The following is a 13,873-nucleotide window of genomic DNA, read 5'->3' on the forward strand; positions in this document are numbered from 1 at the left end:
CGACCGTGAAGCCGGCAGGCCCCAAATCCGCTTCCGGAGGGTTTTTCCGTGCCGGCTGGAACGCTGTATCGCGGCCGGGAAGGCATGTGGTCCTGGGTGGCTCATCGAGTCACCGGCGTCCTCATCTTCTTCTTCCTGTTCGTACATGTGCTGGACACCTCGCTGGTCCGCGTCTCGCCCGAGGCGTACGACAACGTGGTTGCCACCTACAAGAATCCCGTCGTGAACCTGATGGAGTACGGCCTCGTGGCCGCCATCCTGTTTCACGCGCTCAACGGCCTTCGTGTCATCGCCGTCGACTTCTGGTCCAAGGGAGCGAGGTACCAGCGGCAGATGCTCTGGGGCGTCGTCGGTATCTGGGTCGTGCTGATGGCCGGTGCCTTCTACCCGATCCTCCAGCACACGCTGCGCGAACTGTTCGGGAGCTGACGCACATGTCCGCCGAGACCACCACCCCCGCGAGCGACGCGGTCAGCGCGTACGACGTGGATCATCCGGCCCCGGTCATCGAGCCGCCGCGGGCCCGTACCCGCAAGACGCCCAGGGCGACCCGTACGAACTTCGAGATGTACGGCTGGCTCTTCATGCGCCTGTCCGGCGTCCTGCTGGTCGTCCTGGTCCTGGGCCATCTGCTGATCCAGCTGGTGCTGGACGGCGGTGTCACCAAGATCGGCTTCGCCTTCGTGGCCGGCCGCTGGGCTTCGCCGTTCTGGCAGGCATGGGATCTGATCATGCTCTGGCTCGCCACGCTGCACGGCGCGAACGGCCTGCGCACGATCATCAACGACTACGCGGAGCGGGACAACACCCGCCTGTGGCTGAAGGCGCTGCTCTACACGGCGGCAGGATTCACCATCGTGCTCGGCACTCTGGTGATCTTCACCTTCGACCCGAACATCCGCTAGGCCCCGGGGCTGAGGTATCCACTCATGAAGATCCATAAGTACGACACCGTCATCGTCGGCGCCGGCGGGGCCGGAATGCGCGCGGCCATCGAGTCGACCAAGCGCAGCCGCACCGCGGTGCTCACCAAGCTCTATCCGACCCGCTCCCACACCGGCGCGGCACAGGGTGGCATGGCCGCCGCCCTCGCCAACGTCGAGGAGGACAACTGGGAGTGGCACACCTTCGACACGATCAAGGGCGGCGACTACCTGGTCGATCAGGACGCCGCCGAGATCCTGGCGAAGGAGGCCATCGACTCCGTCCTCGACCTGGAGAAGATGGGCCTGCCGTTCAACCGCACCCCGAACGGCACCATCGACCAGCGCCGCTTCGGCGGCCACAGCCGTAACCACGGCGAGGCCCCGGTCCGCCGGTCCTGCTACGCCTCGGACCGCACCGGCCACATGATCCTCCAGACGCTGTACCAGAACTGCGTCAAGGAGGGCGTGGAGTTCTTCAACGAGTTCTACGTCCTGGACCTCCTGATGACCGAGGTCGACGGGGTCAAGCGCACCGCCGGTGTGGTGGCGTACGAGCTGGCCACCGGCGAGCTGCACGTCTTCCAGGCGAAGGCCGTCGTCTTCGCCTCCGGCGGCTGCGGCAAGTTCTTCAAGGTGACCTCCAACGCGCACACCCTCACCGGTGACGGCCAGGCGGTCGCCTACCGGCGCGGGCTGCCGCTGGAGGACATGGAGTTCTTCCAGTTCCACCCGACCGGCATCTGGCGCATGGGCATCCTGCTGACGGAGGGCGCCCGCGGTGAGGGCGGCATCCTCCGCAACAAGGACGGCGAGCGCTTCATGGAGAAGTACGCGCCGGTCATGAAGGACCTGGCATCGCGAGACGTGGTGTCGAGGTCGATCTACACGGAGATCCGTGAAGGTCGCGGCTGCGGTCCGGAGGGCGACCACGTCTATCTGGACCTGACCCACCTGCCGCCGGAGCAGCTCGACGCCAAGCTGCCCGACATCACCGAGTTCGCGCGGACCTACCTGGGCATCGAGCCGTACACGGACCCGATCCCGATCCAGCCGACCGCGCACTACACGATGGGCGGCATCCCGACCAACGTCCAGGGCGAGGTGCTGGCGGACAACGACACCGTCGTCCCGGGCCTGTACGCGGCCGGCGAGGTCGCCTGCGTCTCGGTGCACGGCGCCAACCGCCTGGGCACCAACTCGCTGCTCGACATCAACGTCTTCGGCCGCCGGGCCGGCATCGCCGCCGCGGAGTACTCCGCCAGGGCCGACTTCGTCGAGCTTCCGGAGGACCCGGCCGGGTTCGTCCAGAGCCAGGTGGAGAACCTGCGGGACGCGACCGGCACCGAGCGGGTCACCGAGGTCCGCAAGGCGCTGCAGGAGACCATGGACAAGAACGTCATGGTCTTCCGCACCGAGCAGACGCTCAAGGAGGCCGTCGAGGAGATCGGCCACCTGCGGGCGCGGTTCAAGAACGTCAGCGTCCAGGACAAGGGCAAGCGGTTCAACACCGATCTGCTGGAGGCCATCGAGCTGGGCAACCTGCTCGACCTGGCCGAGGTCATGGCGATCTCGGCGCTGGCCCGCAAGGAGTCGCGCGGCGGCCACTACCGCGAGGACTACCCGAACCGCGACGACGTCAACTTCATGCGGCACACCATGGCGTACCGAGAGGTGGGCGCGGACGGCTCCGAGTCCATCCGCCTCGACTACAAGCCGGTCGTGCAGACCCGCTACCAGCCGATGGAGCGTAAGTACTGATGAGCACTCCCACCCTCGAGAAGTCCGACCAGGCCCCCGAGGCGGCCGGCGCCACCGCCTCGCACCTGATCACCGTCACCTTCCGGATCCGGCGCTTCAACCCGGAGGTCTCGGACCAGCCGGTCTGGGAGGACTTCCAGATCGACATGGACCCGAAGGAGCGCGTCCTCGACGGTCTCCACAAGATCAAGTGGGAGCTGGACGGCACTCTGACCTTCCGCCGCTCCTGCGCCCACGGCATCTGCGGCTCCGACGCGATGCGGATCAACGGCCGCAACCGGCTGGCCTGCAAGACGCTGATCAAGGACATCACCGATATTCACGATGGGAAGGGGTCGAAGCCCATCACGGTCGAGCCGATCAAGGGGCTCGCGGTCCTCAAGGACCTGATCGTGGACATGGAGCCGTTCTTCCAGGCGTACCGCGATGTGATGCCCTTCCTGATCACGACGGGCAACGAGCCGACGCGTGAGCGGCTGCAGTCCGCCGAGGACCGCGAGCGGTTCGACGACACCACCAAGTGCATCCTGTGCGCCGCGTGCACCTCCTCATGCCCGGTGTTCTGGAACGACGGCCAGTACTTCGGCCCCGCGGCGATCGTCAACGCGCACCGCTTCATCTTCGACTCCCGCGACGAGGGCGGTGAGCAGCGGCTGGAGATCCTGAACGACAAGGACGGCGTCTGGCGCTGCCGCACCACCTTCAACTGCACCGAGGCGTGCCCGCGGGGCATCGAGGTCACCAAGGCCATTCAGGAGGTCAAGCGCGCCTTGATCACGCGCCGCTTCTGAGCTGCCGCTTCTGAGCGACGGAGCCTTTGGCTCCAAGCCTTTGGGCGAGGGCCCCGCTTCCCGGATTCCGGGGGCGGGGCCCTCGCCGTGTTCGCCCTGCCTCTGCCCCTGCCTCTGCCCCTGCCTCTGCCTCTGCCTCTGTTTCTGCCTCTGCCTCTGTTTCTGCCTCGCTATACATGCGATGTATACACATGGCGTATAGTCCTGCACATGGCCATCGCCTACCTTCTGCCGATCAAGACCGCCGCCGCGCTCTTCCCGCTGCTGGCACTCTTACTGTTGCTGCCGACAGCCGTCGTCCTGTACCGCCGTCATGGCGTGATGTCCCGGGGGCGGACGCTGTCGCTGTACGGCTTCCTCTACTACTCGCTCACCGCCTTCTGCATGACGATCGTGCCGCTGCCGAAGCAGACCGGCGACATGTGCGAGCGGTTCGCGATGGTCGCCCATCCGCAGTGGATGCCCGGGAACACCTTCAGCGACATCTGGAAGGAGGCCCACCACAAGGTCGGGCTCAACTCGCTCGTCCTCCAGAACCCCGCCGTCGCCGGAACCCTCTTCAATCTGCTGCTGCTTGTGCCGCTCGGCGTCTTCCTGCGCTACCACTTCGGGCGCTCGCTGCGCGCCACCGCCGTGATCGGCTTCGTGGTCTCCATGTCCTTCGAGCTGACGCAGTGGACCGGGGTGTGGGGTCTCTACAGCTGCCCGTACCGCCTCTTCGACGTGGACGACCTGATCGTCAACACGGCGGGAGCGGCGGTCGGTTGGCTGCTGGCCGGGCCGGTCGCGCGGATGCTGCCCCCGCTGGAGGCGCTGGACGGGCAGGCGCTGGCGGCACGTCCGGTGCCGTTCGGGCGGCGGCTGACGGCGCTGGTGGTGGATGTGGCCGGATACGTCGTCACATCGGTGTTTGCCGCGGCCGTGATGACCTATCAGGGCGGCGCGGCCCCCTCATGGATACCGGTCGGAATCTTCGTGGCCTGGTTTATCCTCCTGCCGCTGGCGACCGGCGCGACCCCAGGAAAGCGGCTGTTGCTGCTGAAGCTGGTGGCGGACGATGGCGGCCCGCTGGTGCCCTGGCGGCTGACCCTACGCGCGCTGCTGATCGGGGCGCTGGTGATGCCGTTCCTGTCGGGGCTGTTCCTGGCCATGCTGACCCTGTTGCACGAGCCGTGGCCATCCGGTCTGTTCGCCACCGTCCGCGACTCGGGCGCCCAGGGCGCGGCAGCGGTCCTTACGGCGTTGAGTCCCGTCCAGCTGCTCGCGGTGACGGCCGGGTGCACGCTGACCGCCACCTGTGTACGGAAGACGCTGCGCCACCCGCACCGACTCACCCCGCACGACCGCATCTCGGGCATACGCAACGCCCCGCTGCCGCACCGGCGCGCCAAGCGGGCCGACGCACAGGCCGCCGGCCGGTCGGGGCCGGTGGCGGTGACAGCGGATCGGGCTGCCGACGACGCACCGGCGGGGGACCTCGACCGTCCGCTGGTCGGCACGGGTCCCGTCGGTCCCACCGGCTCGGCGGAGGTTCAGCGGTCCGCCGCCGACTCCCGCTGACGCGGGGTGGGGCGGGGACGGCGGGCGCTCAGACGATCAGGTACGGGTCGAGGCCAGCTCCACCACGGTGACGTCCGGTGGCGCCCCGACCCGTACCGGCGGGCCCCAGGCGCCCGCGCCGCGGGTCACATAGAGCTGGGTGTCGCCGTACCGCTCGAGGCCGGCGGCGGTGGGGTTGGCGAGCTCGGCCACATAGGTGCCGGGCCACACTTGACCGCCGTGAGTGTGGCCGGACAGCTGGAGATCGACGCCCGCCTTCACCGCGTCGTGGATCACCACCGGCTGATGGGCGAGCAGCACGGAGGCACGCGAGCGGTCGCGGCCGCCGAGCGCCTTGCCGAAGTCGGGGCCCTGGCCCTCGCTCTCGCCCGCGACGTCGTTCACCCCGGCGAGATCGAAGCCGGGCAGCTCGGTGCGCTCGTTCTCCAGGGGTCGCAGGCCCAGCTCGCGCACATGGTCCAGCCACGCGTCGGCGCCCGAGTAGTACTCGTGGTTGCCGGTGACGAAGTAGCTGCCGTGGCGGGCGCGCAGCGCGCGCAGCGGCTCGGCGGCCGGGCCGAGGTCCGCGACACTGCCGTCCACGAGGTCGCCGACGACGGCGATGAGGTCGGGGTTGGTGTGGTTGACCGCCTCGACGACCCGCTGGGTGTGGGCGCGGCCCAGGATCGGCCCGAGGTGGATATCGCTGACGACGGCGATCCGGAAGCCGTGCGCCCGGCGCGGCAGCTTGGCGAGCGGCACGGTGATCCTCTTGACCCGCGGCCCGCGCAGCACGGTGTACGTCCCGTACCCCACCGTTCCGGCAGCCACGGCCGTGGCCCCGACGGCCACGGCCCGGGCGACAAACAGCCGCCGGGAGGCGGCGGGCGCCGGGCCGTCCGTGCGCACGGCCGCCGGAGCGGGGGCGACGGCGGTCACCGCCGAACCGGCATCCGCTGTCCGCCCGGCGGCAGCCTCATCCGCGGCCGCCGCCGGTCTCTCGGTCGACCGCACATCAGCGGGTTCGGCAGGCTTGCGACGGCCAAGCCAAGCGCCCAGCAGAGGCCGTACCGCCTCGCCCACGAGCAGGGCCAGGGTCAGGTACAGGAGCAGGGCGAGCCAGAGGTAGCCCGGCCAGGCCAGGACGCGCTGGAGCGGGAAGGGCGCGCCCGCGCGGCCCGAGATCACCGCGCCGACGCTCATCAGCGGCAGTACGAAGGCGGCCATCGTGCCCGTACGGCGCGCCCACCCCCCGCGCGCCGTCGTGTCGCCGACGAGCCGCCGCCACACATACCAGTGGACGCCGGTCAGCAGACCGACGACGGCCAGTGCGATCAGGACGTAGAGCACGACCATCCCCGGTCCCCTCCCCTAGCGACTACCCGACGGCTACCTGGAACGGCTACTCGGAGGCGTCGTTTCGACGCAGAGCGCGCACCCCACGCAACCCGATGACCCCGATCGCCGTCCCCAAGAGAAACGAGGTGATCGCGAGCAGCAGATGCACCCAAAAGTACGTGGTGGGGTCGCCGGAGTCGTCGAAGGCGAGTCCGCTGGCGTCCTTCCACAAATTTTTGACAAAGGTGAACCAGATGACCCAGCTCCAGACCCCGAAGGCGAGCAGGAACCAGGACACGGGGCGGCTGAGCTTCATGGGTTCCAGTATGGGCACGGCCCCGGATACCTCCACGCGGGGGTCTGCCGTCAATACGTCGGCGCTGCTGTCGCTCTCCTCAGCGACGCCAGGTACGTTCACCTCCGTGCCCACACCTTCCTTCACCAGCACTCACGTCCGAGACCGCACCCGTAAGAGCACCGGCAAGAGCACCCGCGAGAGCAGTCGCCGTACCCCCGCCCGCCGCGCCGCCGCGCCGCTGGCCGCCACCGCCGCCGCCCTCCTGCTGTGCGGGCCGCTCGCCGCCGCCCCGGCGCACGCCGCCGACCAGCCGGGCGGTGCCACCGACGCGGTCAAGCCGCCCGCCCATATGTCCACGGTGGGCGGGAAGCGGCTCGGCCGCCCCGGGACCCAGGTGGACCCCAAGGCGGGCGCGCCCGCGCTGCCCAAGGAGCTCAGCGGAAAGTCCTGGCTGGTGGCCGACGCCGAGTCCGGTGATGTGCTCGCCTCGCACAACGCCCACTGGCAGCTGCCGCCCGCGTCCACGCTGAAGATGCTGTTCGCGGACACGCTGCTGCCGAAGATGCCGAAGACGAAGACCCACAAGGTGCAGCTGTCCGACCTGGAGGGGATGGGTGAGGGCAGCAGCCTGGTCGGGGTCAAGGAGAACTACACCTACTCGGTCCACGACCTGTGGCTCGGCGTCTTCCTGCGCTCGGGCAACGACGCGGTGCATGTGCTGTCCGCCATGAACGGCGGTGTCCCGGCGACCGTAAGGGAGATGCAGGCACACGCGAAGCATCTGAACGCGCGCGACACCCATGTGGTCACACCGGACGGCTACGACGAGAAGGGCCAGGTCAGCAGTGCGTACGACCTGACCCTCTTCGCCCGCTCGGGGCTGCAGAAGGCGGACTTCCGGGAGTACTGCTCGACGGCGACCGCGCAGTTCCCCGGCACGTTCGAAAAGGGCAAGAAGAAGCGCTCCAGCTTCGGCATCCAGAACACCAACCGGCTGCTGACCGGCTTCGGCGTCGAGCCCTACAAGGGCATCGCCGGGGTCAAGAACGGCAACACCACGAACGCGGGCGCCACCTTCACCGGGGTCGCCCAGCGCGGAAGCCGGGTGCTGCTGGTCACCGTCATGAATCCGCAGGAGAAGGAGGCGAACGAGGTCTACAAGGAGACCGCGAGGCTCTTCGACTGGGGCTTCAAGGCGGCGGGCTCGGTGAACCCGGTCGGCACCCTCGTCCGGCCCGGCGCGGCGGGCGCGAGCCACCCCTCGGCCGGCGGCGAGAACGGCCATAAGCACGCCCAGGCGTCCGTCTCCACGGACGACGGGGGCTCCGGCGGGGCGTGGACCGCGGTGGGCATCGCGGGCGGCTCCCTGGCGCTGCTGGGCGCGGTGGCCTTCGGGGTGCACCGCCGCTGGCCGCTGCCGGAGCTGGTGCGGCGCCGCTCGCGCGACTGAGCGAGCCCACCGAGCGAGCCCACTGAGCGAGCCCACTGAGCGAGCCCACTGAGCGAGCCCTTACGGCCGAGCCGGGCCTCTTACGGTCGCCGTCACGCCGCCGCCTGCGGGCCTTCGGGCCCGCGGGCGCGGTGCTTTCCGACCTCCGGCTCGGACGGCCGGGCGCGGTCCGGCTCGGCCTTGTCCGGCTCGGACGGCTCGACCTTGTCCGCCTCGAACGGCTGGGCCTTGTCCGCCTCGGCCGCCCATTCGGCCTCGTGCTCGGCCTGGGCGGCGGGCGGGATGGCGGTCCAGGCGGAGCAGTACAGCGTGAGTTTCGCGGTGAAGTTCATCCACAGCAACAGGGCGATGGGCACCCCGAACGCCCCGTACATGCTCTTGGCCGCCACGTCCTTCAGATAGCTGCTGAGCAGCACCTTGAGCAGTTCGAAGCCGATCGCGCCGATGAGCGCGGCGACCACGACCGTACGGCGGGGCGGCTGCACGCCGGGGAGCCAGGTCAGAACGTAGCTCAGCAGCACGAGGTCGGCGCAGACGGCGATGGCGAACGCGGCGATCCGCAGCAGCCAGCCGCCGATCCCGTTCTCGGGGATGCCGATGAGCCGGGCGATCCGGCCCACGGCGGTGGCGGCCAAGGCGGACACGGCGAACGACACGAGCGCCACACCGCCCAGCCCGATCAGCACGAAGCCGTCCTTGACCTTGCGCACCAGCGGGTTGCCGGGGTCCTCCTCCAGCTCCCATACGGCGCGCAGGCACTCACGCAGCGAGCCCACCCAGCTGATGCCGGTGAACAGCAGCAGGGCGCCCGCGACGACTCCGATCGTGGCGGCGTTCTGGACGAGTGCGCCCAGGTCGAGCTGGCCGGAGATACCGGGGATCTGCTGGGCGATCTTCTTCTGCACCTGGGCCATCTGCGATTGGCTGAGCGTCGCCGCGCCGATGGCCGCGCCGACGGCGATGAGCGGGAAGAAGGCGATGAAGCTGGTGAACGTGATCGCGGCGGCGAGCCGGGTCCAGTGGACGCGGTCCAGCCGTTCGTAGGTACGCCAGGCATGGGTGCGCATCAGCCAGGCCATCGCGGGGCCGATGACAGGCAGCCGGGTCAACGATTCCATGATCAGCAAGTACCCTTCCGCGCGGTGTCACTCCTCGGCGCGCCGGTGCGCGATATGGATATCCGGGTTCCCCGGACAGCCGCTCCGCTCATCACTCTTTTCGGTGAGCCCGTGAGTACGGGGGCACGATCACTCCATATGCCCCGTATCGGGAGGATACGTTCACCCCGCGTCGCCCAGACCAACTACACCGGCGCCGTCTCCTCGGCCCTGATCTGCGCCAACGCCATGCGCCGCCAGGGCCACGGCTCGCTGGTGGTGCTCTCCTCGGCCGCCGCGGGACGGGTCCGCCGCACCGACTTCATCCACGCCTCCGCCAAGGCCGGGCTCGACGCGTTCGCCCAGGGGCTGGGCGAGGCGCTGCGGGGTGCGGGCGTCCATGTGATGGTCGTCCCCAATAGGGGCACGGGGAACTGCGCGACCAGCCACCACGAACCCGCGGACGACCAACGCACCGCAACCCCGCACCGCGCCGCACCTACCGCGGCGCCGCCGGACGCCAGAGATCAGCCTGACGAGGCACCACGGGCGAAGCGGCGTCCGGCAGTTCGTCCGACCCGAACGGGTACTCACGGTCCAGCCGCCAGACCCCGTCCTCCCCCTGCTCGTACAGCGCGAAGCCGGTGATCGTCCAGGCGGCCTCGTACTCCTTGAGCTCGACGAACGCCCGGTCCATCGCCTCCTCGTCGATGCCGTGCGCGATCGTGACATGCGGGTGGTACGGGAACTGCAGCTCCCGCGCGCACGGCCCGGACTCCACCCGGATCCGCTCCTGCAGCACCGCGCACTCCTCCACGCCCTCGACGATCCTGACGAAGACGACCGGCGAGAGCGGCCGGAAGGTGCCGGTGCCCTCCAGCCGCATGGGGAACGGCCGTCCCTCGGCCGCGACCCGCGCCAGATGGTCCTCCACGGCGGGCAGCGCCGAGGTGTCGACCTCGGTCGGCGGCAAAAGGGTGACGTGAGTGGGGATGCCATGGGCGGCCGGGTCCCCGAAGCCCGCGCGCCGCTCCTGGAGGAAGCTGCCGTACGGCTCCGGGACCGCGATCGAAACGCCGAGCGTTACGGTCCCCACTGCGTTCTCCCTCCTGGCCCTCCCGGGCTGCTGAGTTGTGGCCGCTGCACCCGTGTCAGTGTGGCGGCTGCGCCGCCTTCGCGGCCAGATTCCTCGGTTCTTCCCCACACCGTTCACAGGCCCCCTGGTCAGGGGGCCGGACCGGTGTGTTCCGCTGTCCGCGCGGGGTCCGTATCCATACGTGCGCGGGGTGCGCCGTGCTCACCGAGTGGTGTGGACGACGCTCGACGTGCCGCTCAGCGCACCGCGGGCAGGAAGCCCACCTTGTCGTAGGCGGCGGCCAGCGTCTCGGCGGCGACAGCTCGGGCTTTCTCGGCGCCCTTGGCCAGGATCCCGTCCAACGTCGCGGGGTCGGCGAGGTATTCCTGGGTCCGCTCGCGGAACGGCGTGACCCACTCGACCAGCACCTCGGAGAGCTCGGTCTTGAGCGCGCCGTAACCCTTGCCCTCGTAACGGCGCTCCAACTCCGGGATGGCGGTGCCGGTCAGGGTGGAGTAGATGGTCAGCAGATTGCTGACGCCCGGCTTCTTCTCCTCGTCGTAGCGGATCTCCGTCTCGAGGTCGGTCACCGCGCTCTTGATCTTCTTCGCGGAGACCTTGGGCTCGTCGAGGAGGCTGACGATGCCCTTCGGCGTGGACGCCGACTTGCTCATCTTGATCGTCGGGTCCTGGAGGTCGTAGATCTTCCCGGTCTCCTTGACGATGTACGCCTCGGGGACGGTGAAGGTCTCGCCGAAGCGGCCGTTGAAGCGGTCGGCCAGATCCCGGGTGAGCTCGATGTGCTGGCGCTGGTCCTCGCCGACCGGGACGTGGTTGGCCTGGTAGAGCAGGATGTCCGCGACCTGCAGGATCGGATAGGTGAAGAGGCCGACGGTGGCCCGGTCGGCGCCGTGCCTGGCCGACTTGTCCTTGAACTGCGTCATCCGGGACGCCTCGCCGAAGCCGGTGAGACAGTTCATCACCCACCCGAGCTGGGCGTGCTCGGGCACATGGCTCTGGATGAAGAGCGTGCAGCGGTCCGGGTCCAGGCCGGAGGCGAGCAGCTGGGCGGCGGCGAGCCGGCTGTTGGCGCGCAGCTCCGCCGGATCTTGCGGCACGGTGATCGCGTGCAGGTCGACCACGGTGTAGAACGCGTCGTGGGTCTCCTGCAGCGCGACGTACTGCCGGATCGCACCGAGGTAGTTGCCGAGGTGGAAGGAACCTGCGGTGGGCTGGATACCGGAGAGCGCACGGGGACGATCGAGGGCCATGGCACCCATTCTCTCAGGTGTGGAACCAGACTCCGTCCGCCGGTGTATGAAAGGTGTGAGGACTCGTGAAGCACAGATCATCGCGCGGGTGCGGGCCGGCGACACCGAGGCATATGCCGAGCTGGTGCGGGCCCATGCGCCGATCGCGCACCGCACCGCCCGGCTGCTCGGGGCGGGCGCGGATGCCGAGGATGTGGTGCAGGACGCCTTTGTGAAGGCGTATCTCGCGCTGGGGCGGTTCGAGAGCGAGGCGGCGTTCCGGCCCTGGCTGCTGCGGATCGTCGCCCATGAGACGAGTAACGCGGTGCGTTCGGCGCGCCGGAGGCGGACGGCGGTGGACCGGGAGGGAGCGCTGCTGTCCGGGGCCGAGCCGGTGATACCGGAGTCCGCCGATCCGGCGGCCGTGGCGCTGGCGGGCGAGCGGCGGGAGCGGCTGCTGACCGCGCTGGAGGAGCTGAGCGAGCCGCAGCGGCGGGTGGTGATCTACCGCTATCTGCTGGATCTGGACGAGGGCGAGACCGCGGAGGCGCTGGGCTGGCCTCGCGGCACGGTGAAATCACGGCTGAGCCGCGCTCTGAGACGGCTGGAGCGGCTGCTGGGGCCGTCGGAGACCGCCGAGGAGACGCGGTGGACGGCTGATGGGACCGAGTGGGGAGGCGAAGGAGATGGCCGAGGAAGGGCTGCCCGGAGAGCTGCGGGCACTCGGGCGGGCGTTGGAGATACCGCCGTCCGGCGGACCGTCGCGGCACGGCGTGTCGCGCGCGGGCGGGGAGACGCTGGTCGAGCGGGTGCTCGCCCGGATCGTGGGCCTGCCGGTGCCGGTGGCCGACGACCGGATCCGGGAGGAGCAGTGGTGGCGGCCGCTGCCCGGCCTGGAGGCCGGGCAGGGGCCCGCGGGCGGCGTCAGCCGGTCGGCAGACCGGGAGCCGGGTAGGCCGCCATCAGCTCGGACACCTCGGCCCTGATCTTGATGAGGGCGCCCTGGTCACCGCTCTTCGCGGCGGTCACCCCGCGGTCGATCCAGTCGGCCACGGCGGGCATGTGCTCGGTGGACAGACCGCGCGAGGTGAGGGAGGGGGTGCCGATCCGGATGCCGGAGGGGTCGAAGGGCTTGCGCGGGTCGTAGGGGACGGTGTTGTAGTTCACCACGATCCCGGCCTGGTCCAGGGCCTTGGCCGCGACCTTGCCGGGCACCTCCTTGGGCGTCAGGTCCATCAGGATCAGATGGTTGTCGGTGCCGCCGGAGACCAGATCGAAGCCGCGGGCGAGCAGTTCCTCGGCGAGCGCCCTGGCGTTGGCGACCACGGCATGGGCGTAGTCACGGAAGGCGGGCTGGGCGGCCTCGTGCAGGGCCACCGCGATGGCGGCGGTGGTCTGGTTGTGCGGACCGCCCTGCAGCCCGGGGAAGACGGCCTTGTCGATGGCCTTGGCATGGGTCTCGCGCGCCATCAGCATGGCGCCGCGCGGGCCCCGGAGCGTCTTATGAGTGGTGGTGGAGATGACATCGGCATACGGAACGGGCGAGGGGTGGGCACCGCCCGCGATCAGACCGGCGATATGCGCGATATCGGCGACGAGCACCGCGTCCACCTCGCGGGCGATTTCCGCGAAGGCGGCGAAGTCGATCGTGCGGGGCACCGCCGTGCCACCGCAGAAGATCAGCTTGGGCCGCTCCTGGAGGGCCAGCTCGCGCACCTGGTCGAAGTCGATCGCGCCGGTGTCCTGACGCACCCCGTACTGGACTCCGCGGAACCAGGTGCCGGTGGCGGAGACGCCCCAGCCGTGGGTGAGATGACCGCCCATGGGCAGTGACATGCCCATCACGGTGTCACCGGGCTGGGCGAAGGCCAGATAGACCGCGAGGTTGGCGGGCGAGCCGGAGTAGGGCTGCACATTGGCGTGCTCGGTGCCGAAGACGGCCTTGGCCCGGTTGATCGCCAGGGTCTCCACCTGGTCGATGACCTGCTGGCCCTCGTAGTAGCGGCGGCCGGCGTAGCCCTCGCTGTACTTGTTCTGCAGCACCGTCCCGGAGGCTTCCAGGACGGCGGCGGAGACATAGTTCTCGCTCGGGATCAGGCGCAGGGTCTCGGACTGCAGCAGCTCCTCGGAGCCGACGAGGGAGGCGAGTTCGGGGTCGGCGGCCGACAGTGCGGGATGGGTCAGGGGCAGGCTCATCGAGTCCTCCGGGGCGATCGGTGACGGTCCGGTCGTGTCCCGGGGTGCCCAGGCGGGCGGCACCTCGTGGCGCTGAGGCCGCGCATCGCTTCCTCGTGGTCGGTTCCACGCTCGGCTCGCCAGTCACGGTGCGCACCCCCACTCTAGCTAGTGAG

12 protein-coding genes, 2 pseudogenes and 1 riboswitch are annotated in these 13,873 nt (G+C 69.8%); of the genes and pseudogenes, 8 read left to right on the forward strand and 6 right to left on the reverse strand.

From position 1 onward, the window contains the following. Positions 1-48 precede the first annotated feature (48 nt). The 5 genes from sdhC (at position 49) to BLV72_RS13760 (ending at position 5,035) form a co-directional block, all read left to right on the forward strand. Positions 49-429 (forward strand): succinate dehydrogenase, cytochrome b556 subunit, encoded by a 381-nt coding sequence (gene sdhC / locus BLV72_RS13735; protein WP_014061379.1) that lies wholly within the window; start codon positions 49-51, stop codon positions 427-429. A 5-nt stretch (positions 430-434) separates the two neighbouring features. Next, the gene (locus BLV72_RS13740; protein WP_037953443.1) at positions 435-905 is read left to right on the forward strand and encodes a succinate dehydrogenase hydrophobic membrane anchor subunit; all 471 of its coding nucleotides are present in this window, start codon (positions 435-437) and stop codon (positions 903-905) included. 24 nt (positions 906-929) lie between these two features. Next, positions 930-2,684, forward strand: coding sequence for a succinate dehydrogenase flavoprotein subunit (gene sdhA / locus BLV72_RS13745; RefSeq protein ID WP_059143546.1), 1,755 nt, complete (start codon positions 930-932; stop codon positions 2,682-2,684). Next, complete coding sequence (locus BLV72_RS13750; protein ID WP_093462542.1) at positions 2,684-3,475, forward strand: succinate dehydrogenase iron-sulfur subunit; 792 nt, start codon at positions 2,684-2,686, stop codon at positions 3,473-3,475. The genes sdhA and BLV72_RS13750 overlap by 1 nt, the downstream gene beginning before the upstream one ends. Before the next feature lie 210 nt (positions 3,476-3,685). Beyond that, positions 3,686-5,035 carry a VanZ family protein gene (locus tag BLV72_RS13760; protein ID WP_093462543.1) on the forward strand — a complete coding sequence of 450 codons (1,350 nt, stop codon included), beginning with the start codon at positions 3,686-3,688 and terminating at the stop codon, positions 5,033-5,035. Positions 5,036-5,071: 36 nt separating this feature from the next. Here BLV72_RS13760 and BLV72_RS13765 read toward each other — a convergent pair whose 3' ends face one another. Continuing rightward, positions 5,072-6,370, reverse strand: a complete 1,299-nt coding sequence (locus tag BLV72_RS13765) for a metallophosphoesterase (protein ID WP_093462545.1) — start codon at positions 6,368-6,370, stop codon at positions 5,072-5,074. A gap of 46 nt (positions 6,371-6,416) precedes the next feature. Then, positions 6,417-6,668 carry an SCO4848 family membrane protein gene (locus BLV72_RS49785; protein WP_043241427.1) on the reverse strand — a complete coding sequence of 84 codons (252 nt, stop codon included), beginning with the start codon at positions 6,666-6,668 and terminating at the stop codon, positions 6,417-6,419. Between BLV72_RS49785 and BLV72_RS13770 the strand changes: the two genes are divergently transcribed. Continuing rightward, positions 6,667-8,100, forward strand: coding sequence for a D-alanyl-D-alanine carboxypeptidase family protein (locus BLV72_RS13770; RefSeq protein ID WP_425288373.1), 1,434 nt, complete (start codon positions 6,667-6,669; stop codon positions 8,098-8,100). The two genes, BLV72_RS49785 and BLV72_RS13770, sit on opposite strands and share 2 nt — an antisense overlap. Before the next feature lie 92 nt (positions 8,101-8,192). Here BLV72_RS13770 and BLV72_RS13775 read toward each other — a convergent pair whose 3' ends face one another. Further along, positions 8,193-9,218: a YihY/virulence factor BrkB family protein gene (locus BLV72_RS13775; RefSeq protein ID WP_244320752.1), complete on the reverse strand. Its 1,026-nt coding sequence runs from the start codon at positions 9,216-9,218 to the stop codon at positions 8,193-8,195. A gap of 168 nt (positions 9,219-9,386) precedes the next feature. Here BLV72_RS13775 and BLV72_RS13780 point away from each other — a divergent pair. After that, a pseudogene (locus tag BLV72_RS13780) lies at positions 9,387-9,611 on the forward strand (SDR family NAD(P)-dependent oxidoreductase); the annotation flags it as partial. A gap of 85 nt (positions 9,612-9,696) precedes the next feature. Here the strand turns inward: BLV72_RS13780 and BLV72_RS13785 are convergent. Continuing rightward, positions 9,697-10,293, reverse strand: coding sequence for a 2'-5' RNA ligase family protein (locus tag BLV72_RS13785; protein WP_093462549.1), 597 nt, complete (start codon positions 10,291-10,293; stop codon positions 9,697-9,699). Positions 10,294-10,529: 236 nt separating this feature from the next. After that, positions 10,530-11,543, reverse strand: a complete 1,014-nt coding sequence (gene trpS, locus BLV72_RS13790; protein WP_059143642.1) for a tryptophan--tRNA ligase — start codon at positions 11,541-11,543, stop codon at positions 10,530-10,532. A 76-nt stretch (positions 11,544-11,619) separates the two neighbouring features. On the opposite strand from trpS, the pseudogene BLV72_RS46590 reads away from it, so the two are divergent. Then, positions 11,620-12,141: pseudogene (locus tag BLV72_RS46590) on the forward strand (RNA polymerase sigma factor); the annotation flags it as partial. A gap of 305 nt (positions 12,142-12,446) precedes the next feature. Here the strand turns inward: BLV72_RS46590 and BLV72_RS13800 are convergent. After that, positions 12,447-13,718, reverse strand: a complete 1,272-nt coding sequence (locus BLV72_RS13800) for a serine hydroxymethyltransferase (protein ID WP_093470328.1) — start codon at positions 13,716-13,718, stop codon at positions 12,447-12,449. Between the two features lie 39 nt (positions 13,719-13,757). After that, positions 13,758-13,855, reverse strand: a riboswitch (ZMP/ZTP riboswitch). Positions 13,856-13,873 lie beyond the last annotated feature (18 nt).

Origin of the sequence: Streptomyces melanosporofaciens, assembly GCF_900105695.1 — a bacterium.
Taxonomy (GTDB): domain Bacteria; phylum Actinomycetota; class Actinomycetes; order Streptomycetales; family Streptomycetaceae; genus Streptomyces; species Streptomyces antimycoticus.

Excerpts from the sequence above, each read along its gene's own strand:
- BLV72_RS13800 (WP_093470328.1), bottom strand. The coding sequence starts at position 13,718 with ATGAGCCTGCCCCTGACCCATCCCGCACTGTCGGCCGCCGACCCCGAA.
- BLV72_RS13740 (WP_037953443.1), top strand. The coding sequence starts at position 435 with ATGTCCGCCGAGACCACCACCCCCGCGAGCGACGCGGTCAGCGCGTAC.
- BLV72_RS49785 (WP_043241427.1), bottom strand. The coding sequence starts at position 6,668 with ATGAAGCTCAGCCGCCCCGTGTCCTGGTTCCTGCTCGCCTTCGGGGTC.
- BLV72_RS13765 (WP_093462545.1), bottom strand. The coding sequence starts at position 6,370 with ATGGTCGTGCTCTACGTCCTGATCGCACTGGCCGTCGTCGGTCTGCTG.
- BLV72_RS13770 (WP_425288373.1), top strand. The coding sequence starts at position 6,667 with ATGGGTTCCAGTATGGGCACGGCCCCGGATACCTCCACGCGGGGGTCT.
- BLV72_RS13750 (WP_093462542.1), top strand. The coding sequence starts at position 2,684 with ATGAGCACTCCCACCCTCGAGAAGTCCGACCAGGCCCCCGAGGCGGCC.
- BLV72_RS13775 (WP_244320752.1), bottom strand. The coding sequence starts at position 9,218 with ATGGAATCGTTGACCCGGCTGCCTGTCATCGGCCCCGCGATGGCCTGG.
- BLV72_RS13760 (WP_093462543.1), top strand. The coding sequence starts at position 3,686 with ATGGCCATCGCCTACCTTCTGCCGATCAAGACCGCCGCCGCGCTCTTC.
- sdhA (WP_059143546.1), top strand. The coding sequence starts at position 930 with ATGAAGATCCATAAGTACGACACCGTCATCGTCGGCGCCGGCGGGGCC.
- trpS (WP_059143642.1), bottom strand. The coding sequence starts at position 11,543 with ATGGCCCTCGATCGTCCCCGTGCGCTCTCCGGTATCCAGCCCACCGCA.